This is a genomic window from Corallincola luteus (genome assembly GCF_004336975.1).
Lineage (GTDB): Bacteria > Pseudomonadota > Gammaproteobacteria > Enterobacterales > Neiellaceae > Corallincola > Corallincola holothuriorum.
Genome location: NZ_SJXE01000001.1, coordinates 751,176 through 773,702, shown reverse-complemented (window position 1 = coordinate 773,702; position 22,527 = coordinate 751,176). Strand labels below are relative to the sequence as shown.

Annotated in this window: 22 protein-coding genes; 3 read left to right on the top strand and 19 right to left on the bottom strand. The window is 49.9% G+C overall.

The genetic code is table 11. From position 1 onward, the window contains the following. Window position 1: 1 nt before the first annotated feature. Window positions 2–1,375 (bottom strand): 23S rRNA (uracil(1939)-C(5))-methyltransferase RlmD, encoded by a 1,374-nt coding sequence (gene rlmD / locus EZV61_RS03360; protein WP_131414325.1) that lies wholly within the window; start codon window positions 1,373–1,375, stop codon window positions 2–4. A 103-nt stretch (window positions 1,376–1,478) separates the two neighbouring features. On the opposite strand from rlmD, the gene barA reads away from it, so the two are divergent. Beyond that, on the top strand, window positions 1,479–4,214 hold the full coding sequence (gene barA / locus EZV61_RS03355) for a two-component sensor histidine kinase BarA (RefSeq protein WP_114337293.1): 2,736 nt from the start codon (window positions 1,479–1,481) through the stop codon (window positions 4,212–4,214). Window positions 4,215–4,250: 36 nt separating this feature from the next. Here the strand turns inward: barA and acpS are convergent, their stop codons facing one another. The 11 genes from acpS to rpoE all read right to left on the bottom strand — a co-directional run bounded on the left by acpS (window position 4,251) and on the right by rpoE (window position 13,179). Further along, window positions 4,251–4,631 carry a holo-ACP synthase gene (acpS, locus tag EZV61_RS03350; RefSeq protein WP_131414324.1) on the bottom strand — a complete coding sequence of 127 codons (381 nt, stop codon included), beginning with the start codon at window positions 4,629–4,631 and terminating at the stop codon, window positions 4,251–4,253. Between the two features lie 2 nt (window positions 4,632–4,633). Further along, window positions 4,634–5,371: a pyridoxine 5'-phosphate synthase gene (gene pdxJ, locus EZV61_RS03345; protein ID WP_114337291.1), complete on the bottom strand. Its 738-nt coding sequence runs from the start codon at window positions 5,369–5,371 to the stop codon at window positions 4,634–4,636. Next, the gene (gene recO, locus EZV61_RS03340) at window positions 5,368–6,099 is read right to left on the bottom strand and encodes a DNA repair protein RecO (RefSeq protein ID WP_131414323.1); all 732 of its coding nucleotides are present in this window, start codon (window positions 6,097–6,099) and stop codon (window positions 5,368–5,370) included. Before recO ends, pdxJ begins: the two co-directional genes overlap by 4 nt. Continuing rightward, the gene (gene era / locus EZV61_RS03335) at window positions 6,100–7,002 is read right to left on the bottom strand and encodes a GTPase Era (RefSeq protein WP_130566484.1); all 903 of its coding nucleotides are present in this window, start codon (window positions 7,000–7,002) and stop codon (window positions 6,100–6,102) included. It lies immediately after the preceding gene. Beyond that, a complete protein-coding gene (gene rnc, locus EZV61_RS03330) occupies window positions 6,992–7,669 on the bottom strand; it encodes a ribonuclease III (protein ID WP_114337288.1) in 678 nt (225 codons plus the stop codon). The genes era and rnc overlap by 11 nt, the downstream gene beginning before the upstream one ends. 27 nt (window positions 7,670–7,696) lie before the next feature. Then, entirely contained in the window at window positions 7,697–8,614 is a 918-nt protein-coding gene (gene lepB / locus EZV61_RS03325) for a signal peptidase I (RefSeq protein ID WP_131414322.1), read from the bottom strand. A 9-nt stretch (window positions 8,615–8,623) separates the two neighbouring features. Beyond that, window positions 8,624–10,420: a translation elongation factor 4 gene (gene lepA / locus EZV61_RS03320; protein WP_114337286.1), complete on the bottom strand. Its 1,797-nt coding sequence runs from the start codon at window positions 10,418–10,420 to the stop codon at window positions 8,624–8,626. Between the two features lie 63 nt (window positions 10,421–10,483). Then, the gene (locus EZV61_RS03315) at window positions 10,484–10,969 is read right to left on the bottom strand and encodes a SoxR reducing system RseC family protein (protein ID WP_131414321.1); all 486 of its coding nucleotides are present in this window, start codon (window positions 10,967–10,969) and stop codon (window positions 10,484–10,486) included. Next, window positions 10,969–11,955, bottom strand: a complete 987-nt coding sequence (locus EZV61_RS03310; protein WP_131414320.1) for a MucB/RseB C-terminal domain-containing protein — start codon at window positions 11,953–11,955, stop codon at window positions 10,969–10,971. Before EZV61_RS03310 ends, EZV61_RS03315 begins: the two co-directional genes overlap by 1 nt. Further along, window positions 11,956–12,582, bottom strand: coding sequence for a sigma-E factor negative regulatory protein (locus EZV61_RS03305; RefSeq protein WP_131414319.1), 627 nt, complete (start codon window positions 12,580–12,582; stop codon window positions 11,956–11,958). Between the two features lie 18 nt (window positions 12,583–12,600). After that, the gene (rpoE, locus tag EZV61_RS03300; RefSeq protein ID WP_114337282.1) at window positions 12,601–13,179 is read right to left on the bottom strand and encodes an RNA polymerase sigma factor RpoE; all 579 of its coding nucleotides are present in this window, start codon (window positions 13,177–13,179) and stop codon (window positions 12,601–12,603) included. Window positions 13,180–13,366: 187 nt separating this feature from the next. Between rpoE and nadB the strand changes: the two genes are divergently transcribed. Then, window positions 13,367–14,977, top strand: coding sequence for an L-aspartate oxidase (gene nadB / locus EZV61_RS03295; protein WP_114337281.1), 1,611 nt, complete (start codon window positions 13,367–13,369; stop codon window positions 14,975–14,977). Here nadB and EZV61_RS03290 read toward each other — a convergent pair. Beyond that, window positions 14,974–15,441: a protein YgfX gene (locus EZV61_RS03290; protein WP_338068537.1), complete on the bottom strand. Its 468-nt coding sequence runs from the start codon at window positions 15,439–15,441 to the stop codon at window positions 14,974–14,976. The genes nadB and EZV61_RS03290 overlap by 4 nt on opposite strands. After that, window positions 15,428–15,679 (bottom strand): FAD assembly factor SdhE, encoded by a 252-nt coding sequence (locus EZV61_RS03285; protein ID WP_114337279.1) that lies wholly within the window; start codon window positions 15,677–15,679, stop codon window positions 15,428–15,430. The genes EZV61_RS03290 and EZV61_RS03285 overlap by 14 nt, the downstream gene beginning before the upstream one ends. A gap of 128 nt (window positions 15,680–15,807) precedes the next feature. On the opposite strand from EZV61_RS03285, the gene ygfZ reads away from it, so the two are divergent. Then, window positions 15,808–16,791, top strand: a complete 984-nt coding sequence (gene ygfZ / locus EZV61_RS03280; protein ID WP_131414317.1) for a tRNA-modifying protein YgfZ — start codon at window positions 15,808–15,810, stop codon at window positions 16,789–16,791. 23 nt (window positions 16,792–16,814) lie between these two features. On the opposite strand, the gene EZV61_RS03275 is transcribed toward ygfZ, so the two are convergent. The 5 genes from EZV61_RS03275 to prfB form a co-directional block, all read right to left on the bottom strand. Continuing rightward, a complete protein-coding gene (locus EZV61_RS03275) occupies window positions 16,815–17,054 on the bottom strand; it encodes a hypothetical protein (protein ID WP_130566478.1) in 240 nt (79 codons plus the stop codon). A 310-nt stretch (window positions 17,055–17,364) separates the two neighbouring features. Next, window positions 17,365–17,859 carry an acetolactate synthase small subunit gene (gene ilvN, locus EZV61_RS03270; RefSeq protein WP_114337276.1) on the bottom strand — a complete coding sequence of 165 codons (495 nt, stop codon included), beginning with the start codon at window positions 17,857–17,859 and terminating at the stop codon, window positions 17,365–17,367. After that, window positions 17,859–19,577 (bottom strand): acetolactate synthase 3 large subunit, encoded by a 1,719-nt coding sequence (locus tag EZV61_RS03265; protein ID WP_131414316.1) that lies wholly within the window; start codon window positions 19,575–19,577, stop codon window positions 17,859–17,861. The genes ilvN and EZV61_RS03265 overlap by 1 nt, the downstream gene beginning before the upstream one ends. Window positions 19,578–19,880: 303 nt before the next feature. Further along, a complete protein-coding gene (gene lysS, locus EZV61_RS03260) occupies window positions 19,881–21,362 on the bottom strand; it encodes a lysine--tRNA ligase (protein ID WP_131414315.1) in 1,482 nt (493 codons plus the stop codon). Window positions 21,363–21,397: 35 nt separating this feature from the next. Further along, a complete protein-coding gene (prfB, locus tag EZV61_RS03255) occupies window positions 21,398–22,495 on the bottom strand; it encodes a peptide chain release factor 2 (RefSeq protein ID WP_131414314.1) in 1,098 nt (365 codons plus the stop codon). Window positions 22,496–22,527 lie beyond the last annotated feature (32 nt).

Here is a 22,527-nt window from a genome sequence, read left to right as displayed (position 1 = left end):
ACTATTTCCTTACCTTAGCCTTTCCATCTTTGCGAAACAGGAGCATAGATTCAAGATGTGTTGTGTGTGGAAACATATCTATGATCCCCGCTTTCTCAATTCGATACCCCTGAGAGCAGAGTATTTCAGTATCTCTTGCCAAGGTAGCGGGATCACAAGAAACATAAACTAGCCGATGGGGAGCGAGCAAATGTATCTGCTCAGCAACCGCTTGTGCGCCTGCGCGAGCAGGATCTAACAGTACACCATCAAAAGGGCCATGGTTCTGTGCAAACTCGGTTAAGTCGCCATTCAAGTCAATCGTTTCAAATTGACAGCGGTCGGTCAGCGCCAAGCGCTCGGCATTAGCCGCCGCCCGTTGATTCATCGCTTCAATCCCCTCCACGCCAATCACCTTGGCACCAACAGAGGCGATGGCGAAACTAAAATTGCCCACACCGGAGAACAGATCGGCAATGGTTTCACCCGCTCTTGGCGCCAACCAGTCAACCGCCTGTGTCACCATGGCACGGTTGACCTGCTCATTGACCTGAATAAAGTGATTAGGCGCAAAACCGACATCCAGAGCTTGCTCCGCCACCGTTAGCTGATAATGGTAGATTGGCGCGGCCTCTCCCGTTAGCGTCTGCAGTGCACCACTATTACTCTCAGTTAACAGCTGCAGTGAATGTTGCTCAGCAAACTGCTGTACCAGGGTCAAGTCATCATTCCGCAGTTGATCAAGTTGGCGCAGGATCCATACCGTCCCCTCTTGCGACTGACAAACCTCCAGATGCGAGAATACTTTCGGACGCTTTAAACGCACTAACAGTTGGCGCAATAACTTAAAGCTAGATTGCAAAGATTCAGCCAATACCGGGCAGCTGTCGATCTCCACCAATGCCTTACTACTTCGCTGACGAAAACCCACTTTGAATTCGTTCTTGCCTTTACCAAACCAAATACTAATTCGGGCGCGACGACGGTAGCCCTGCGTCTCTCCAGAGATAGGTGCGTGCCAGTCTTCAGGTTCAGCGACATGGTGATCAGCCAACACTCTGGCGAGCCGTTTTTGCTTCACAACGCGCTGTCCTTCGGCAGACAGGTGCTGCAATGCACAGCCACCGCAATCACCAAAGTGGCTGCAAAATGGAGTGACCCGTTGCGCAGAGGCCTCGACTACTTTAATCAGCTTGGCGGTTTGAAAGCGCTTACGGCTGTCCGTAACCCGAGCCTCAACACGCTCGTTTGGCAGGGCACCATCGACGAACACGACGCGACCGTTATCTCTGGCAACGCCTTCCCCCTGATGATTAAGATCATCCACTTGCAACAGTAGTGGCTGTTTACTGCTAGCAGCTTTCGACCGCTTGCTCGGCTTAAATATCTGCACCATGAAACGTTTACCTCGTCACGCCTTCGTTGTTCAGGCGGTACTCATTTTCTATCGAATATGACATTATTACCCGCATTGTAACGGCAGGGGTGAAGGAAACACCATGGCGACACTGGGCTTACGCTCTTGGGTGCTCATATTAACGCTGGCACCGACGGTATTGATCGGAGTCTTACTCGGCAGTTATTTCACCTTTCATAGCTTTCAACAGCTTGACGAAGAGTTAATTGAGCGAGGCAGTAATATTGTCGAACCACTGGCTATCGCCAGTGAGTATGGCATGCTGCACAACAGCCGCGAGATGCTTAAACGCTTGGTCGGTGTGTCTCACCGTCGTCACTCTGAAACTGTGCGCGCCATCGCCATCTTCGATACTCGCCATAAGGTCTTTGTTACCAGCAACTACATACGCAACTTCAATACATTACGTTTGCCGCCAGGCTCCACCGTACCACCGAATACCATGCTGGAGTACACCAGCAACGGCGATCTGATCCTGCGCACACCGATCCATCAAGAGTCTAACTTGTATGGCCTGAAGCCAGATGAACCCACGCCGATCATCGGCTATGTCGTTGCACAGTTGAATTCCGATGGCGCTGTACTGGCGCAACATAGATCCGCACTGGCCGCAGGTATCATTGTAATGGTCGGCGTGATCCTCAACTTACTGTTCACCTTCCGTTTAGTAAAACAGGTCACCGAACCTATTTCGGAGATGGTAGATGCGGTAGATATGATCCGCCGTGGTCGACTCGACACCCGTGTCGCCGGTCCATTGATCGGCGAACTCGATGAACTGCGTCAGGGCATCAATGCCATGGCCAAATCTCTCGATGAATCCCACCTCGAGATGCAGCAGAACATCGATCAGGCCACCTCTGATCTGCGGGAAACGCTAGAACAGATCGAGATCCAGAATATTGAACTGGATATGGCGAAAAAACGGGCACAGGAAGCAAACCGGGTGAAATCCGAATTCCTTGCCAATATGAGTCACGAGTTGCGTACGCCGCTCAACGGGGTGATCGGCTTTACCCGTCAGCTGCTGAAAACGCCAATGACACCACAGCAAAAAGATTATCTGGTGACCATTGAAAAGTCCGCCAACAACCTGCTAACCATTATCAACGATATTCTCGACTTCTCTAAGCTCGAAGCGGGCAAGCTGCAGCTTGAGCAGATGCCGTTTATGTTGCGCGATACAATTTATGAAGTGGCCACGTTATTGGCACCCAACAGCCATGAAAAAGGCTTAGAAATGGTTGTGCGGGTGATGGATAAAGTACCGGACAACCTGATTGGTGATGCCTTCCGTATTAAGCAGGTACTCACCAACTTAGTAGGTAATGCGGTGAAGTTCACTGATCAAGGCTCGGTTGAGATCAGTAGTAAGTTGCTGAAAGAGCATGAGGATAAAGTCACCCTCAAGATCATGGTGACAGACACAGGGATCGGGGTAAGTGAAGAGCAACAGAAATCTCTGTTCCAGGCCTTTGGCCAGGGGGATACCAGCATCACTCGTCGCTTCGGCGGCACCGGTTTAGGCTTAGTGATCTCACAACGCTTGGTTCACCAAATGGGCGGAGAGATGGGCTTTGACAGCACGCCCGGAGAATCCACTACCTTCTGGTTTACCTTATGTTGTACCCGCAGTCCGCTGCCACTAGGAGAGCCGCTACCACTAGATGCAGTATTCGAACAGTCCGTGTTAATTTACGAGCCCCAAGCTGCCAGCCGTCGTGCCCTGTCTGAACCACTGCTGAATTGGAATATCAATGTCGTCAGTGTCAGCGAACCGTTCGAATGGCAGTATCAGCTCAATTCCGGTCAGCGTTTCCTGGCCACATTGATCAGCTGCGCCTCATGCGAAAAAGATATGTCACAGATGGGGCAACTGATCCGACAGGCTAAAGTATGCAGCAACCAAGTCATCGTGATCACCAATCACAGCGATCCGAATATCCACGACCGATTACGTGAACAGGGAGCCGATTATAGCTTGGCCAAACCGGTATCCCCTTCTAAAGTTTGCCGCTTAGTAGGCAACTTTAAGCCAGCAGAAAAAGTACAGCCAGTGAAGGTCGAGAGTAAAATCACCCGCCATGATGCCCGAGTGATGGCCGTCGATGACAACCCGGCGAATCTGAAACTGATTGCCGCTCTGCTGGATGATATCGTCAACGAAGTTGAGATCTGTGAAGATGGTGAATTCGCTGTCGAGAAAGCGCAAAAGCAGAGTTATGACCTGATCTTGATGGATATTCAGATGCCACGTATGGATGGCGTGACAGCGACCCAGGAGATCCGCAAAACAGAGTTAAATCGTTCAACCCCGATCATCGCAGTTACCGCCCATGCCATGAGTGGCGAACAGGAACGACTGCTATCTAAAGGAATGGATGACTATCTCACCAAACCAATCGATGAGGAGGCGCTGCAACGCCTGCTACTACGGTGGATCCCGAAGCTCAACAGTCAAGGTACCAGCTTGGCGACAATAGATGGGATCGACTGGAGCCTCGCCCTCAAACGTGCTGGCGGCAGAGAAGCTCTCGCCCAAGAGATGCTACAGATGCTGCTGGATAGCCTGCCTGAGGTCAAAACATCCTTAGATAACGCCTATCAGGAACAAGACCGAGAGCAGCTACTGCACCATGTTCATAAGCTCAATGGCGCTTGCTGTTACACTGGCGTACCGCAGCTCAACAAACTAGCAAATCAACTGGAAACACTACTCAAGCAGGGAATTGAACTACCGGACCTAGAGCCTGAGCTGCTGGAGATGCATGATGAAATTTCACTGCTATTGGAAGCGGCGAAAGCCACACAGGCTTAATGGCGACTAGGATATAGAAGGAAAGGCCTGAGCCACTCAGGCCTCAATCAACACGGTTGCAACCGCAAAGTGGCGCTCATCACTGATACTCAACAGCCAATGAGTCCCCCCCAAGCGCTCAGCTTGTACCAAAGCCGCGCCCGTCAGAGTCAGTTCAGGTTTACCCGCTGCATTATTGCCGATATGCATATTCTGAAAACTGACACCAGCAGCAATACCTGTACCTAACGCCTTTGCCGCCGCTTCTTTTGCAGCAAACCGTTTCGCTAAAAAGCGCGCCTGCTGCGATGCTTGCAGAAAGCGCTCCATTTCAACGGCGGTCAAAATACGTTCGGCAAAACGCTGGCCGCTACGAGCAAGCGCACTCTCAATACGCTCGACTTCAACGATATCCGTTCCCAGCCCAACAACTGGCATCTCTAAATACCCAGTCTTGCTTCTTTCATCAACCGGCGCATATCAGCAACGGCTGTTGCCAGTCCATCAAAAGCAGCACGGGCGATGATCGAGTGGCCAATGTTAAGCTCTTCCAGCTCAGGGATCGCCGCGATTGGTTTGACGTTGTGGTAATGCAAGCCATGGCCTGCATTAACTGTCAGGCCGAGACCATCGGCATAGGTCGCCGCTTCAGCAATACGCACAAGCTCTGCTTGCTGGACTTGCTCATCGGTTGCATCAGCATAATGGCCAGTGTGCAATTCAATATAGGGCGCACCAGAGGCCTTCGCTGCATCAATTTGGGCTTTGTCGGCATCGATAAACAGCGACACCTTAATACCCGCCGCGGCTAGTTCACTCACTACCTGTGTCATCCGTGGCAACTGTCCTGCCACATCCAAGCCGCCTTCAGTGGTCAGCTCTTCGCGCTTCTCAGGCACTAGGCAGACAAACGTTGGCTGAGTTTCAATGGCGATCTTCACCATCTCATCGGTCGCAGCCATTTCCAGATTCATGCGGGTTTTCAGCGTATGCTTCAACAACGCCACATCACGATCCTGAATGTGTCGGCGATCTTCCCGCAGATGCACAGTAATGCCATCGGCACCGGCATTTTCAGACACTGCAGCCGCGTGAACAGGATCGGGGTAATTTGTGCCTCGGGCCTGACGGAGCGTGGCGATATGGTCAATGTTGACGCCCAGCAAAATCTCTTTCAAGGTCGTTTTCCTTTTAAAAAATGTGCAAATAGTTCACGGCTCTTTAATGGGCGCGAGCCTAGCTGTGATGATAGTGCCTGGCGACAAATCAGCTTGGCGCTGCGCTGAACAGCTTCATTATCAAACGCTCCTCGCGCAATTGCCAGCAGATGTGCTCCTGGGTAGACCCCCGTTACGGCAACGTCACCATGGCTTACTTGTGCTAGCCATCCCTGCTCAGGGAGCCAGCGGTAACTCAACTGCTCAGATAGACAATGCCCTTCAGTATCACTCTGAAAGTCAATGCCAAAGCCTAGGGTGTCTAATAGTAGGAGTTCAAATGGTCGTAGGATCTGATCTGGCACCATCTCTGCTGCCATTTGCGCTAACGCCGCCAACGCATCGCTATAAGAGGAGAATAGTTCAGAAACCGGCTCACTCTGTGGTAACAAGCGCACCAATAATTCGTTCAGATAAAGAGCGGTATAAAGCGCACTGCCGGTGAATTGATAGGCGGGTCCATCGGCTTCAGCATGCCTCAAGGAGAGCAGTTCACCACGTCCAGAAAGCTCGACGAGTAGTGGTGTAAAGGGCTGCATTAACGCAGCGGTTCCTTTCGACTTAGAACGCGCGCCGCGGCATACCGCTCTGACATAGCCCAGATCCAGATGGAACAGGTCAACCAGCAAGCTGGTCTCCCGATATGGACGACGGTGCAGTAAAAAAGCGGATGCCGACTCGGCCGTCACTTAGTCCTCGCCATACCCCAAGCTACGTAATGCCCGCTCATCATCTGCCCAGCCACTCTTCACCTTTACCCATAGGTTCAAATTGACGCGACAATCAAATAGCGGCTCCATATCCAGACGTGCTTCACGGCCAATGGTTTTCAGCTTCTCTCCGCCCTTACCTATCACCATGCGCTTCTGGCCATCCCGCTCAACCAAGATCAAGCCGTTGATCTGAGCAACCCCGTTGGGCTGCATCTTAAACTGTTCGATCTCTACCGTGACTGAATAAGGCAGCTCCTGCCCAGTAAAACGCATCAGTTTTTCCCGAATGATCTCCGCCGCCATAAAACGCTGCGAGCGGTCGGTAATATAGTCTTCCGGATAGAAATGCTCACACTCAGGGAGAGAATCAATAACGAACTGACGCAACTCATCAACATGTTCGCCTTTACTGGCTGAGATCGGCATCACTCGTTCAAATGAAAAATCGGCAGCCAGTTTTTGAATGTGGGGCAATAACTCAGCTTTGTCCTTCACCTGATCCACTTTATTGATGGCCAAAACCACCGGCACTTTTTGCGCTTGGCGGATCTTAGTTAGCACCATCTCGTCATCTTCTGTCCAATGGGTGCCCTCAACCACGAAGATAACCATTTCAACATCAGCCAACGCACTAGACGCCGCACGGTTCATAAAACGGTTGATCGCCCGCTGCTCTTCAATATGCAGCCCTGGGGTGTCAACAAACACAGCCTGCACCGGGCCTTCAGTCAAAATACCAAGAATACGATGACGTGTGGTTTGCGGTTTCTTTGAAGTAATTGAAACCTTCTGCTCCAGCAGCGCATTAAGCAATGTTGATTTACCAACATTAGGGCGGCCAACAATGGCAACGAGGCCAGCGCGAGTATTATCGCTCATGGGAAAGCTTCTCCAGGACCTGGGCAGCGGCATCTTGCTCTGCTTTACGTCGGCTCGGACCAGAAGCGGTGACCGCCTCATTCAACGGGCTGACCTGACAGGACACAGTAAATGTTTGATTATGTGCTTCACCTTCAATGTTGAGCACAGCATAGTCCGGTAGAGGTAATTTGCGACTCTGCAGGAGTTCCTGCAGTTGCGTTTTGGCATCTTTCTGGTGTTCACCAGGCTTGATCGCCTGCAACCGACTATCGTACCAGCTCAGTACTAAGGGCTCACACACCTGCATACCGCCATCAAGGTAAACGGCACCAATAATAGCTTCAACCGCGTCCGCTAAAATGGAAGCGCGACGAAAACCACCGCTTTTCAGCTCACCAGAGCCCAAACGTAAATAGTCTCCGAGCTTAAAATCTAACGCCAGTTCAGCCAGCGTGGTGCCTTTAACCAGCGTTGCCCTTAATCGGCTCAGATCACCTTCGCTCGCTTTCGGAAACTGCGCATAGAGTTTCTCTGAGATCACAAGACTAAGAATAGAGTCGCCAAGGAACTCTAACCGTTCATTATGACGACTACCGGCACTGCGGTGAGATAGTGCCTGTTCAAGCAACGCAATGTCCTTGAATTCATATCCCAATGCACGGCTTAAACGAGCAAGATTATCCATAGTTAACCACGCTACTATACAGTTGCACTACTCAATACCGCCAATACGACTAAAGCGAACACCAGTAGGTACCCAGCTGAAAAAGCTGTTGGGATCACGGTCAAATTCAAAGCTCATCCAGATAGCGACAGCCTGACCAACCAAATGAGTTTCAGGAACAAACCCCCAGAAGCGGCTATCAAGGCTATTGTCGCGGTTATCACCCATGACAAAATAATGCTCTTTAGGTACTAACCACTCACCGGGACGTGAGCCTCGCTGACGGAAATAATTGACCCAAGGTTCACCACGGTCACGGTAGATAAGGATCTGATGGCTGACCTCACCTAACTTTTCTTCAAGACGATCGACAACACCACCGGCTGGATCTTTAAACTCATTGCGACCGACCACATCGGAAGCAACCAGCTTCAGCTCTGGGCAAGGCACCTGATCAACACAAGCGGGCTGGATATAAAGCTTCTTGTCTTTGTAGATGACGCGATCGCCCGGTAAACCAACGACACGCTTGATGTAATCGATCTGCGGCTGAGGCGGGTGCTTAAACACCACAATATCGCCCCTTTTAGGCTCACCTGTTTCCAGAAACTTAGTCCGGTTCAGGGGTTCACGCAGGCCATAACTAAACTTCTCGACCAAGATAAAGTCGCCCACCAACAGAGTAGGCATCATTGAGCCTGACGGGATCTGGAACGGTTCATAGATAAATGAGCGCAGTACCAGCACGATCGCTATGACAGGAAAAAGTGATTCCGCGAACTCAAACACTCCTGGCCGAGGTGCCACGCGTTCTCTAGCTTCTTCATCAAGCTCTGTGCCTGCCGCAGTTTCGGCGGCGGCAACAGCCAACTTACGTTTTGGCGCGAACATCAACGCGTCGATCAACCACAGAATACCGGTGATCAGCGTGGCAAATACCAAAATAGATGAAAATATTCCCGCCATCTTACTTCCTTAAGACTTCTTTCCTACCTGAAGAACGGCGAGGAAGGCTTCTTGTGGTACTTCCACATTACCCACCTGCTTCATCCGTTTCTTACCCTCTTTCTGCTTCTGCAGCAGCTTCTTCTTACGACTAACATCACCGCCGTAACATTTGGCGATTACGTTCTTCCGCAACTGCTTCACCGTACTACGAGCAATAACATGGTTACCGATAGCTGCCTGAATAGCGATATCGAACATCTGCCGCGGGATCAGCTCTTTCATCTTATCGACCAGATCGCGACCACGACCCAGCGAATTATCTTTATGGGTGATCATAGCAAGCGCATCAACACGATCACCGTTAATCAACACATCAACTCGTACCATATCCGCCGGTTCAAAGCGGACAAAATTGTAATCCAACGATGCGTAACCGCGACTAGTAGACTTCAAGCGGTCAAAGAAATCCATCACCACTTCGGCCATTGGGATCTCATAGGTCAGCGCCACCTGCTTACCGTGATAATTCATCTCTTTTTGCACACCACGCTTTTCGATACAAAGCGTGATGACATTACCCAAGTACTCTTGTGGCACTAAGATATGTGCTTCAACGATCGGCTCACGGATCTCGTGAATATTATTCACTGGCGGCAGATCAGACGGATTGTCGACGCTAAGTAGCTCGCCATCGGTAGTTTCTACCTGATAGCCCACCGTCGGTGCGGTGGTGATCAATTCAAGGTCGTACTCACGCTCTAAGCGTTCCTGAATGATCTCCATGTGCAACATGCCCAAGAATCCAATCCGGAAACCAAAGCCAAGAGCGTTAGAGTTTTCAGGTTCATAGAACAGTGATGCGTCATTCAGGCTCAGTTTAGCCAAGGCATCACGAAACGCTTCATAGTCATCCGAGCTTATTGGGAACAAGCCAGCATAAACCTGAGGCTTTACCTTTTTGAATCCTGGCAACGGTAACTCTGCACCGTTGCGTGCCAAGGTCAGCGTATCGCCCACTGGCGCGCCGTGGATCTCTTTGATGCCACAAACCACCCAACCCACTTCACCGCAATTCAAACCGTCAGTATCTTCTCGCTTCGGCGTAAAAATACCGATGCGATCGATGCCCCAGACCTGGCCGGTACTCATCACCTTGATCTTGTCGTGCTTCTTCAACGAGCCATGCTTAATCCGCACCAAAGATACGACGCCAAGGTAAGAGTCAAACCAAGAATCAATAATCAAAGCCTGAGTTGGCGCTTCTGGATCACCTTCAGGGGCTGGAATGTCGCGAACAATGGTTTCAAGCACTTTGTCTACGCCCAAGCCGGTTTTCGCTGAACAGGTCACAGCATCAGTGGCTTCAATACCAACAATGTCTTCAATCTCTTCCGCCACCCGCTCAGGATCTGCCTGTGGCAAGTCGATTTTGTTCAGGACAGGAACAACTTCCAGATCCATCTCAATGGCGGTGTAACAGTTCGCAACGGTTTGCGCTTCTACCCCCTGACCTGCATCTACCACCAACAAGGCACCTTCACAGGCTGCCAGGGAACGCGAAACCTCATAGGAGAAGTCGACGTGTCCCGGTGTATCAATGAAATTCAGCTGGTAGGTTTCACCATCCTGCGCTTTGTAGTTAAGCGTAACGCTTTGCGCTTTAATTGTGATACCACGTTCCCGTTCCAGATCCATAGAATCCAGAACCTGAGCTTCCATTTCGCGGTCACTTAAGCCACCACAGGTATGAATAAGGCGATCAGATAAGGTCGACTTACCATGGTCAATGTGGGCGATAATTGAAAAATTACGGATATGCTTCATGTAGGCAGAAACCAGTTAAACCGAAGGAGTGCGTTAACAAGCGGCCAATTCTACCCTGTTTAATCAAACGTCGCTATCTTGCTGTGTCGAAGAAAGCGTCAATGGCAGTTCATCACCCTGTAAAATCTTAATCTGACAGGCAGGATCCCGTTCATATTGGCGTGCCCGGTGACGAGCAAATAGCCAGCCAGCAACACCGCCTAACACAGCAGCAATAATCTGCATTGGTTCGTTATGGCTACCGCTAAGCTGCTGAACCATAGAGATAATGATGGCACCAAACAATGCGCCAGCAATGGGCGATAGATAGACTAAAACAGCGCCGGTAATCAAGGTTCTTTCAGGTAATGCAACGCGAACAGTTTGTCCCTGTTGCAAATGGCCGGGATCTGGCAGTAGCATTCGGTGCAAACGGTGGCCAAACGCTTTTGCTACCACGCCATTGCCACAACCTTTATCACTACAGGCATCACAGGCGCTTTTTTGCAGGCTTTCCAGCTCAACCCAGCCGTCATGACATCGCACTACCCGTGCTTCTTCAACAAACATTAAGGCCGTTCCTTAGGCTTAGGTTTGTTCACCACAGGATAAATGGTTTCAGCGATACGTTGGGCTGTTTCCGGCGGCAACCTGCCAACAACGGTGATCTCAATACCGGAATTAATCAAACTAAATAGAGAAAGAGCGCCTCGAGTGACCAAACTGCCACGTTCTTCTGTGTCATCTACCTTGTTGATATAGACAGAGAACTTTATTAGCCCATCGCTGAACATCATATAATCGACGACGTCATTAATCAGCGCCAGACGATGCTGGTCTTTACCAACAAGTTCAAACCCTGAGGGTGTCCAGCCCACCCGCCACTCAACCAACTCTCGTTCTGTTGACTTGGCTGGCGTAACAACCGTTTGTGGGAACTCTGAGGTAGCAATAGCTTTGAGATGAGCCGACGGTTCATCTAACAGTTGCAAAGATACCACTTGCAGTTGCTCGACCAGATCCCCTTCACTGCTAATCACATCTGCACGCAGCATGAAACCAGTTTCAATATCTGCCCACACTAAAAGACCAAACCGATCCGCTTCATTAGGTGTAATGCGGATCAACTGGGCAATACGACCAGCGGTGCGACTACGTCCGCCCAAAACAAACTGATAGTTCTCAGCAATAGACTTAAAACCACGTAAAAAAGCCCGAGGTATGGGACCATCCATCTGCCCAGCTTTCAATGAATAAGCAGTGCGTTCGGACTCCAAGTAAGAAACAGTTTCCCCTTTACGCACGATATCCCGCATAGGCCCGTTGAGGTAGCTCAAATGACTAATCTCGACGCCATCAACAAAACCATGTTCGAATCTCAACGGCTCAATTCGGCCACCGAAATTCTGTACCATAGAGATTACATAGGTTTGCTGGCGGAAAGCATCCACCATACGACTTAAAAGAAGTTCGGGCGCTTCAGCGCCCGATGCAGAAAAAACAGTGCAGGAGAGTAACAGGCCGGTGAACAACGACCTGATTAGAGGTAACTTCATCTAGCGTTCTTCAGATCCTTTATCAGTATCTGTGGCTAACACATCAGCAGGATCAAGCTGTTCCATCGGCTGTAAACGGCGCTGCTGTTCATGATCTTGCAAGTAAGCGTTGATACGGCGGCGCTGCTCAATAATTCGCATCTGTTGCGCTTTCGCTTCGTCACTCGGCTCCGCTTCTACTGGTGCAGCAGATAAACTGACCGGTGCAGCTAAACCAGTTAATGGCGTGGTATTAAGTACAGGTGTTGGAATTTCACTATTACCAGGCTGGTTATACTGTTGCACACCAAGCACGGCTACCGCAGCGACAGTCGCGGCAATCGCATATTGCCCCAGCTGCTTGAATAGCGGCACCACCTTGCCCGATTGCACAGCCGCCGACGGCTCGCTTTTAGGCGCAAGGATAGTCGGTTCATCTTCCAAAGCTGCCGCAACTCGGCTAGTCAAATCAATATCGATTGCTGGCGGCATCTCACCGCGGATAGCATCGCCAATCAATTGATAGCGCGAATAGGTATCCTGCAACTCTTGATCTTCGAGCAACGCATCGATCATGTCATCACTGATAGCGTCATCAACCTGATTATCTATCCAAGATGAAAGACGTTGCTGTTTATCTGCAGCCATTTTTATCTACCTCTGACGTTAACGTTCTATTAACGGCTTAACTTGTTTGTCTATCGCTTCGCGAGCCCGGAATATACGTGATCTCACCGTACCAACCGGACACTCCATCACTTCAGCGATCTCTTCGTAACTCAATCCTTCCAGCTCACGCAGGGTGATCGCGGTTTTCAAATCCTCGGGCAAAGTATCAACAGTATCGAAGACCATTTGTCTGATCTCATCTGTTAACACCAAGCTCTCTGGCGTTGATACATCGCGTAGTGCGCTAGCCCCTTCATAATACTCAGCCTCTTCAGGCTCAATATCATTCGCGGGTGGTCGCCGCCCCTGTGATACCAAGTAGTTCTTGGCGCTATTCACAGCAATACGATACAACCACGTATAAAACGCACTTTCGCCTCTAAAACCAGGTAATGCCCGATATGCTTTTATAAAAGCTTCCTGCGCTACATCAGGCACATCGCCTTGATTTTTAACGTAACGAGAAATCAGGTTAATTACCTTGTGCTGGTATTTCTGTACCAACACATTAAAGGCTCTCTTGTCCCCTTGCTGGACACGTTCGACCAGCTTCTGGTCGATTTGCTGCTCGCTCATTCGAGCTTCCACTCCACTTGAATTACCGCTTCCGAACTGGAGGCTCTAAGCATGCACACATTCATAGACTGCCGTTAAATTAATTAGTTCGAAAGAATGTTAAATAATTTTACTTGATGACAGAAAGTGTATCTCAGGTCACAGTTCAGCTAACATAGGCATCTGAATTAATTGACCATGATAACGTATGACGGAGCAAATTGAACACAGCTATGATGTGTTGATTATCGGTAGTGGTGCCGCGGGGCTCTCCCTAGCGCTACAATTGGGTCAACACGCAACCGTTGCAGTCCTTAGTAAAGGGCCTGTGCGTGAAGGTGCAACCTTCTACGCTCAGGGCGGCATCGCCGCGGTCTTCGATGCCAGCGATAGCGTTGATTTTCATGTTCAAGACACACTGACGGCGGGTGCCGACCTTTGCGATGAAGCGGCGGTGCGATATACCGCCAGCAGCGCTAGAGAAAGCATCCAGTGGCTAATCGATCTGGGCGTGCCCTTTGACCAGGTCGATTCACCCGGCGATGAACCCACTTACCATCTCACTCGTGAAGGCGGCCACAGCCATCGCCGCATTCTTCATGCCGCCGATGCCACCGGCAAAGCAGTACAAACCACTTTGGTTGATCGGGTAAAAGCTTGCGATAACGTGACCCTGCTCGAGCGCTACAATGCTGTGGACCTGATCACCGGCCAGAAACTGGGCACCGACAACGATCTCTGCCACGGCGCCTATGTTTGGAACCGTAACAAAGAGGTCGTCGAAGTGATCCGCGCCCGTTTCGTCGTCCTTGCGACGGGTGGTGCCAGTAAGGTGTACCAATACACAAGTAATCCGGATGTCTCCAGTGGCGATGGTATCGCCATGGCTTGGCGTGCTGGCTGTCGGGTGGCAAATATGGAGTTCAATCAATTCCATCCAACCTGTCTGTTTCATCCCGAAGCCCGTAACTTCCTACTCACCGAAGCCTTACGAGGCGAAGGCGCGAAGCTGAAACGTCCTGACGGCACCCGTTTCATGCCTGACTACGATCCGCGGGAAGAGTTAGCACCCCGGGATATTGTGGCCAGAGCGATAGATCATGAGATGAAGAGATTAGGCGCTGATTGCGTCTATCTCGATATCTCCCACAAGCCCGATGAATTTGTCAAAGACCACTTCCCAACCATTTATGCTAAATGCCTAGAGCTAGGCATCGATATTACCAGTGAGCCAATTCCGGTAGTGCCAGCCGCACATTACACCTGTGGTGGTGTAATGGTCGATCTGCATGGACGTAGCGATCTCAACAACCTCTACGCGATCGGTGAGGTCACCTACACCGGCCTCCATGGCGCCAATCGTATGGCCAGCAACTCGTTATTAGAGTGTGTTGTTTTTGCCCATGCCGCCGCCAAAGATATTTTGCAAAGGTTAGATTCGCAGCCAAGTGCCCCCACATTACCCGCCTGGGATGAAAGTCAGGTCACCTGTTCAGACGAGGAGGTAGTGTTACAGCACAACTGGCACGAACTTCGGCTATTTATGTGGGACTATGTTGGTATTGTGCGAACAACTAAGCGTTTAGAGCGTGCGCTACGCCGCATACAATTGCTCAAGCAGGAGATCTTTGAGTACTACAGCTACTTCAGGGTAAGTAACAACCTATTGGAACTAAGAAACTTAGTCGAGGTAGCGGAACTGATCGTCCGCTCGGCTATGGAGCGTAAAGAGAGTCGTGGCCTGCACTACACCTTGGATTATCCAAAAACATTGCCTGCCAGTAAACCGACGATTTTGGATCCCAGGAAAGCACCTTAGGTCTGAGACGACTTTCCGTGAGTGGTGTTGGTATGCCGCTGATACAATAATACACGGCACAGTCGGCGGTAGTCTGTATCTGACAGGCTATCGCGCCAGATCCAAGGTTGTCGCCAATTTTTTGGTAAATCACGTTTATCTTCAGCACTGCAAAGCGCCACACGGCAGCACCAATCATTCACCAAGCAGCGATCTGTTAAGCTGACGGATAACGGCGTATCACCCGGCAGAAGCAATGTAACGCGGTTATCGTAGCCGACAACGATGCGTCCACTAGTGCTTAGGATCTGGCGTTGGAAACCTATCCCCCACACAACTAACAGTGCGCAGATAACAGCGACAATTAGAGCGCTCAGCAAATTCGATGCAGATGCGCAAAGCACTACAACGACAAAACAGAGCAAAAACCAAAACAACCTCAATGCTATGGTGCTAGGTTGAATAACGAGTTCAAATCGCTCCACTGTGGTCACGAACCCGTTTAATCATGGCCGCCAACGCCTCATCATCACAATGTTCATGCCCCATAAACCAAGCAAAAAGCTCAGGGTCATCTCTAGTCAACAAACGTTCGAAAGTCTGCTGGTCCTGTGCAGAAAGGTTAGGATATTCAGGAACAAAGGGCTCTAGAATCACATCCAGCTCTAACATGCCTCTACGGCAAGCCCATTTAAGTCGCGCCAGCTTTTCTCTAAGTTCCATATGGAGTCATCACATCGTTATTTGATCAACAGGGCTCATGCTAACATAGGCCCAATCGCAGACGTATCCCTTGAAAGCGAAACTGTGAGCCCCCAATTAGTAGCTTCAAATCGTTAAGGATCAAAGTCATGAGTCTAGCCGCCACCTCTTTAGAACAGTCTAACAACAAGCTGTTAGCTGATATTGTTGTCGCTCCACTCAATTCGTTGGCGATCACTGAGATTTCCGGTGAGGATAGGCGCAGCTACCTGCAGGGACAAGTGACTTGTGATGTCAACCAGCTGCTACCTGGGCACTATCAATGGGGCGCGCAGTGCGACTTTAAGGGCAAAGTGTGGACAACATTCTTGCTTTCGGAAAATGCCGAGACACTGCTCATGCTGCATGGGCAAGAAAGCCAATCCCCCGCATTAGCTGAATTGAAGAAGTTTGCTGCATTTGCCAAAGCAGAGATCAACGACCAGACAGAGCAGTGGCAGCGTTTCGGCATTATGGGGGACAAAGCCAACACACTGCTTAAAACCTGCTATGGCAAACTACCAGACAGTAGCGAAACCGTCGTAGCCTGCTCTGACGGCCTAATTTTCTATATTCCATCCCCCAAACCTAGATATTTACTGTTATTACCAACGGGCGCGGTTCTTCCTGCGCCACTCAATGCTGCACCACAAGAGAGTGAGCAATTGTGGCAATTGCTGGACATTGAAGCGGGCTACCCCAACTTAGAGCCCCCCTTAATACAAAAATACGTCCCGCAAATGCTAAACCTGCAGGCACTCGGCGGTATTAGCTTCAAAAAAGGCTGCTATATCGGCCAGGAAACCGTCGCCAGAATGAAATACCTAGGAAAAAACAAGCGAACCATGTTTATTCTTCAAGGCAACTTTGGCGCGGAAGTACAGGCCGGAAGTGAGTTAGAACAGGCAACAAACGATAGCTGGCGACCAGCCGGGCTTGTGCTATCGGCTGTCAGTATCAATGGCTCAGGTAAACTGCTGGCAGTGATGCCATCTGATAGCTCAGCAGACAGTGAGTATCGGATTAAAACGGAAGCAGACAGTCGTGTAACCATAGCCCCTCTGCCCTACCCATTAGCAGAGCAAGAGAGCTAGTTAAGCAAGCGTAAGCAAGTTGGTCAATGGCGAACAGGATCCCGCTTGCCATCACTATGCCGTCGCTTCACTTCGGAACTCGATATTAGCGGTATATTTTGCCGCTTCATCAAATATTCCAACCCCAGCATACAGGAAGAGAACAGCAGCGCAGACGCGCTTAGAAACGCGAAGCTGGTTTCCTGACTTGCTTGATACACCCAGAATCCAACCACGGGTGATAACAGCAAACAACAGATAGAAAGTAGTAAAGGTGAGCGCATGTTCAATCCTCCATGACACAGCGCAAGCCACACAATTGAGCGTAGACCTAAAACTAAACTTGCTCCAGAAATTGCTTAAAAACAAAATAATATGGCTAGCACGATCGCAGTACTGCTGCGTAGCTGACGAGTCAATTTTCGCGAACAAAAATGGCCATTTGACACGCTCCTTCCACGCCCTTTCAGCGCTCTCTGCCACAGGAAAATATACACATGGCGTTAACTCACGTAACGCAGCCAACAAGCTGGCTCACACGCATAAAAAAACCACCCGCAGGTGGTTTTTATTAACGTCGATGAGCGATAGATATTAGGGTCTTAATGCCCGCTCACCACGAGAGATGCCTGAAACACCGCTACGGACGACTTCAACTATCTCTGTCGTTTCTTTCACAGCATCAATGAAAGCGTCCAATTTATCTGACGGCCCGGCAAGTTGCACTGTGTAGAGAGTCGGTGTTACATCAACGATCTGACCACGGAAGATATCACTGGTACGCTTGATCTCTTCGCGAGTATCACCGCTAGCACGCATCTTCACCAACATCAGTTCACGCTCAATATGAGCCGCTTCAGACAGGTCGGTGATCTTTAACACGTCGATTAACTTATTCACCTGCTTGGTGATCTGTTCAATCACATGGTCATCACCAAAGGTAGTCACAGTGATCCGTGACAAGCTACGATCATCGGTCGGTGCTACCGTCAATGACTCAATATTGTAACCACGCTGGGAGAACAAGCCGATAATGCGGCTTAACGCGCCAGGTTCATTCTCCAACAATATAGAAAGAATACGCCGCATTAGGTTCGCTCCGTCTTCGATAAAAACATTTCATCCATCGCCCCGAACTTGATCTGCATCGGGTAGACATGCTCCGCTTGATCCACATGAATATCTAGGAACACCAGCTTGTCTTTCATTGCGAACGCTTTTTCCATCGCCGGCTGCAGCTCTTCAGGCTTAGTCACCTTGATACCAACATGGCCGTAAGCTTCTACCAACTTCACCCAATCTGGCATCGACTCCATGTAGGAATGGCTGTGGCGATTGCTATAGAACATATCCTGCCACTGCTTCACCATGCCAAGTTGCGCATTGTTCAATGACACAATCTTCACTGGGATGTCGTACTGCAAGCAGGTGGATAGCTCCTGAATATTCATCTGAATACTGCCATCGCCCGTAACACAAGCGACCTGAGCATCAGGAAACGCACGTTTTACACCCATAGCGGCTGGGAAGCCGAAGCCCATGGTGCCTAGACCACCAGAGTTGATCCAGCGGCGTGGTTTATCAAACGGGTAGTAAAGCGCTGCAAACATCTGATGCTGTCCGACATCAGAGGTGACATACGCATCACCATCAGTTGCCTGGTACAGGGCTTCAATCACCTGCTGTGGCTTTATTTTCTCATCGCTTTTGACGTAATCCAAACAGCGGGCTTTGCGCCAACCGTCGATAGTTTGCCACCAGCTTTCCAGACTCTCTTCATCCAACGAAGCACCAGAACCATCTAACTGCGTTAGCATCTGCTTCAGCACGGTATCGGCAGCACCCACAATAGGCACATGAGCCATGATAGTTTTGGAAATCGATGCAGGATCGATATCAATATGCAATACCGTCGCATCAGGACAGAATTTGGCAACGTTGTTCGTCACTCGGTCATCAAAGCGTGCGCCGACTGCTAGAATGCAGTCGCTGTGATGCATCGCCTTATTCGCCTGCAAGGTACCATGCATCCCTAACATACCAAGAAACTGATCATGGGTACCTGGAAACGCCCCCAATCCCATCAAGGTATTAGTGACCGGTAAATTGAGTCGTTCAGCCAGCGCAGTTAATGCTTCTGAAGCTTCGCCGATGACCGCTCCACCACCTGCGTATAGCACAGGTCGCTTAGCCTGCAGCAGAATATCCAACGCTTTCTTAATCTGCCTTCCATGCCCTTTGGTAGTCGGGTTGTAGGAGCGCATCTTAATATCGGTCGGCAGATTGTATTCAAATTTATGCAGCGGATTCTGGCAATCCTTAGGCAGATCCACCACCACTGGGCCAGGGCGCCCAGTCGACGCGATATAAAATGCTTTTGCAATCGCGTCTGGGATCTCTTCTGCTTTCTTCACCAAAAAACTGTGCTTAACGATAGGACGAGAACAACCGAACATGTCGGTTTCCTGAAAAGCGTCCATTCCGATCAGAGACGTAGGCACCTGTCCCGACAAAACAACCAGCGGAATGGAATCCATATACGCGGTCGCAATACCCGTCAGCGTATTTGTCGCGCCAGGGCCAGAGGTTACGAGCGCCACACCCACCTTACCGGTGGCTCGAGAAAAACCGTCCGCGGCATGCACTGCAGCCTGTTCATGACGCACCAGAATATGTTCCATATCTGGCTGCTGAAACAACGCATCATAAATATCCAGAACTGAGCCACCAGGGTAGCCAAATATAGACTTTACGCCGAGGTCCTTCAGGCTTTGGACCACCATTTCGGCGCCAGAGAGCATCTTCACCGTCTCTTCCTCTTATTCTTTGAAATTATCAATACAGCCATTGTCAATATTATTTATCAAATTTACCAAGTTAAGCTCAGTAAACCTGGCTGTACGCAGAGTGACAGACTCGGCTATATGAGGTTGAAAGTCAACCGGATCTCGCCGTAAAACACCCTATCAAAAACCAGTTTAAACAGGCATAGGCATTGATAAATCGATGGAAAACAAATGGGAGGCCTAAGGCCTCCCATTTAACGTCAATCATTTAGCACTTATAGCGCGCTGTTTGAAACAAACTCGCGCTGAAAAAGTGGCGTCAAATTAGTTCTGTGGACGCAATGCTGGGAACAACACCACATCACGAATAGTATGACTGTCAGTAAACAACATCACCAAACGATCGATACCAATGCCCTGCCCAGCTGTTGGCGGTAAGCCGTGCTCTAACGCCGTAATATAGTCTTCATCGAAGAACATCGCTTCATCATCACCGGCGTCTTTCTGCTCCACTTGATGACGGAACCGATCCGCCTGATCTTGTGCATCGTTGAGCTCCGAGAAACCATTAGCGATCTCACGACCACCAACAAAGAACTCAAAACGGTCAGTGATAAACGAGTCGTTGTCATTACGACGAGCCAGCGGCGACACTTCCGCCGGATACTCGGTAATAAAGGTAGGTTGAATTAAGCGATGCTCAACCGTCTCTTCGAAGATCTCACAGATAACCTTGCCCAAGCCCCACGACTTCTGCACTTCGATCTTCAGATCTTTAGCCACTTCCGTCGCCGTTTCCAAAGAGGCTAATTGCTCCATGGTCACTTCAGGGTTGTATTGCAAAATCGATTCTTTCATCGGCAAACGAATAAACGGCGCACCAAAATCAAACTCTTCTTCACCGTACTTAACCACACTGCTACCCAAGACTTGCTGAGTCACGCTACGCAGCATCTCTTCAGTCAGATCCATCAGATCATTGTAATCCGCATACGCCATATAGAATTCCATCATGGTGAATTCAGGATTATGACGTGGCGATAGGCCTTCGTTGCGGAAGTTACGGTTGATTTCGAACACCCGCTCAAACCCACCAACGACCAAACGCTTCAGATAAAGCTCAGGCGCAATACGCAGGTACATGTCGATATCGAGCGCATTGTGGTGAGTGATGAATGGACGGGCAGATGCACCACCAGGGATCACCTGCATCATCGGCGTTTCTACTTCCATAAAATCGCGCTGATTCATGAACTGGCGGATCGCTTCAATGATTTTTGAACGCACCATAAAGGTTTGGCGAGACTGCTCGTTCATAATCAAATCAACATAACGCTGGCGATAGCGCTGTTCCTGATCGGTCAAACCATGAAATTTTTCTGGTAGCGGGCGCAGTGCCTTAGTGAGCAACTTGTACCCTTCCATATTGACGTAAAGATCACCCTTGCCGGATTTATGCAGTGCGCCTTTTACGCCAATAATGTCGCCGATATCCAGACCGCCGATCTCTTTCAACTCTTTCTGTACGTCTTTAGCGGCATAAGCTTGAATACGGCCACTCATATCCTGTACGGCAAGAAAAGGACCACGCTTTGCCATCACCCGACCAGCAATCGCTACCTGCAAACCTAAAGCTTCCAACTCTTCTTTGCTCTTATCGCCGTGCTCAGCCTGCAGGTTGTTGGCCAAACAATCTCGACGCCAATCATTAGGGTGACCATTGGCTTTACAATCCTGACGGATCTGATCGAGTTTGCCACGCCGTTCGGCGATCAGTTTGTTTTCGTCCTGTACCTGCTCAGTCATTTCTCAACCTTTAGGATAAATTTTGATGCCAGCCATTACAGGCCAGATTTTAAACTTGCTTCAATAAATCGGTCTAAATTGCCATCCAGTACCGCTTGGGTATTTCGGTTCTCCACCCCGGTACGTAGATCTTTAATCCGGGAGTCATCCAACACATAAGAACGGATTTGACTACCCCAGCCGATATCGCTTTTCGTCTCTTCTTGCGCCTGCTTTTCGGCATTCTGCTTCTGCATCTCTAACTCAAACAGTTTTGCTTTCAACTGCTTCATCGCCTGCGCTTTATTTTTGTGCTGCGAGCGATCGTTCTGACATTGCACAACAGTATTAGTTGGTAAGTGCGTTAGGCGTACCGCGGAATCGGTCCGGTTAACGTGCTGACCACCCGCTCCAGAAGCACGATAGGTATCGACTCGAAGGTCGGACGGATTAATCTCAATCTCAATCGAGTCATCAATCTCAGGATAGATAAACGCCGAGGCAAACGAGGTATGTCGACGGCCGCCGGAATCAAAAGGGCTTTTGCGCACTAACCGGTGTACGCCAGTTTCCGTGCGGAGCCAACCATAAGCATACTCACCTTGAACTCGCACGGTGGCACTTTTCAGCCCAGCGATTTCACCTTCTGACAGTTCAATTATCTCAGTTTTAAAACCTTTATCTTCCGCCCAGCGCAGATACATTCGCAACAGCATGTTGCACCAATCTTGCGCCTCTGTGCCGCCAGAGCCCGCCTGCAGATCGATATACGCGTCCATACCGTCCTGCTCTCCGGAGAACATACGGCGAAACTCCAGCTTGTTCAGCTTGGCTTCCAGATCATCGAGCTCAGCCACCGCCTCATTGAAGGTATCTTCATCTTCCGCTTCAACGGCAAGCTCTAATAAGCCTTCAACATCTTCCAATCCTTGCCGCATCTGGACAATGGTATCAACAACGGCTTCAAGATCTGCACGTTCCTTACCCAATGCCTGCGCCCGATCCGGCTCATTCCAGACATCCGGTTGTTCGAGCTCTCTGGACACTTCTTCCAGACGCTCTTTCTTCACGTCGTAATCCAGATAACCCACCAGCGACTCATTGCGCTCGCGGAAATCATTGATTTTGTTCTGTACCGGATTAATCTCGAACATATAACTGGTATACCATGGAAATTTAACCGCCG

Bases quoted from the DNA above. Each gene is read 5' to 3' on its own strand.
- rlmD (WP_131414325.1), bottom strand. From the start codon at position 1,375: ATGGTGCAGATATTTAAGCCGAGCAAGCGGTCGAAAGCTGCTAGCAGT.
- barA (WP_114337293.1), top strand. From the start codon at position 1,479: ATGGCGACACTGGGCTTACGCTCTTGGGTGCTCATATTAACGCTGGCA.
- acpS (WP_131414324.1), bottom strand. From the start codon at position 4,631: ATGCCAGTTGTTGGGCTGGGAACGGATATCGTTGAAGTCGAGCGTATT.
- era (WP_130566484.1), bottom strand. From the start codon at position 7,002: ATGAGCGATAATACTCGCGCTGGCCTCGTTGCCATTGTTGGCCGCCCT.
- rnc (WP_114337288.1), bottom strand. From the start codon at position 7,669: ATGGATAATCTTGCTCGTTTAAGCCGTGCATTGGGATATGAATTCAAG.
- lepB (WP_131414322.1), bottom strand. From the start codon at position 8,614: ATGGCGGGAATATTTTCATCTATTTTGGTATTTGCCACGCTGATCACC.
- lepA (WP_114337286.1), bottom strand. From the start codon at position 10,420: ATGAAGCATATCCGTAATTTTTCAATTATCGCCCACATTGACCATGGT.
- EZV61_RS03315 (WP_131414321.1), bottom strand. From the start codon at position 10,969: ATGTTTGTTGAAGAAGCACGGGTAGTGCGATGTCATGACGGCTGGGTT.
- EZV61_RS03310 (WP_131414320.1), bottom strand. From the start codon at position 11,955: ATGAAGTTACCTCTAATCAGGTCGTTGTTCACCGGCCTGTTACTCTCC.
- EZV61_RS03305 (WP_131414319.1), bottom strand. From the start codon at position 12,582: ATGGCTGCAGATAAACAGCAACGTCTTTCATCTTGGATAGATAATCAG.
- rpoE (WP_114337282.1), bottom strand. From the start codon at position 13,179: ATGAGCGAGCAGCAAATCGACCAGAAGCTGGTCGAACGTGTCCAGCAA.
- nadB (WP_114337281.1), top strand. From the start codon at position 13,367: ATGACGGAGCAAATTGAACACAGCTATGATGTGTTGATTATCGGTAGT.
- EZV61_RS03285 (WP_114337279.1), bottom strand. From the start codon at position 15,679: ATGGAACTTAGAGAAAAGCTGGCGCGACTTAAATGGGCTTGCCGTAGA.
- ygfZ (WP_131414317.1), top strand. From the start codon at position 15,808: ATGAGTCTAGCCGCCACCTCTTTAGAACAGTCTAACAACAAGCTGTTA.
- EZV61_RS03275 (WP_130566478.1), bottom strand. From the start codon at position 17,054: ATGCGCTCACCTTTACTACTTTCTATCTGTTGTTTGCTGTTATCACCC.
- ilvN (WP_114337276.1), bottom strand. From the start codon at position 17,859: ATGCGGCGTATTCTTTCTATATTGTTGGAGAATGAACCTGGCGCGTTA.
- lysS (WP_131414315.1), bottom strand. From the start codon at position 21,362: ATGACTGAGCAGGTACAGGACGAAAACAAACTGATCGCCGAACGGCGT.
- prfB (WP_131414314.1), bottom strand. From the start codon at position 22,495: ATGTTCGAGATTAATCCGGTACAGAACAAAATCAATGATTTCCGCGAG.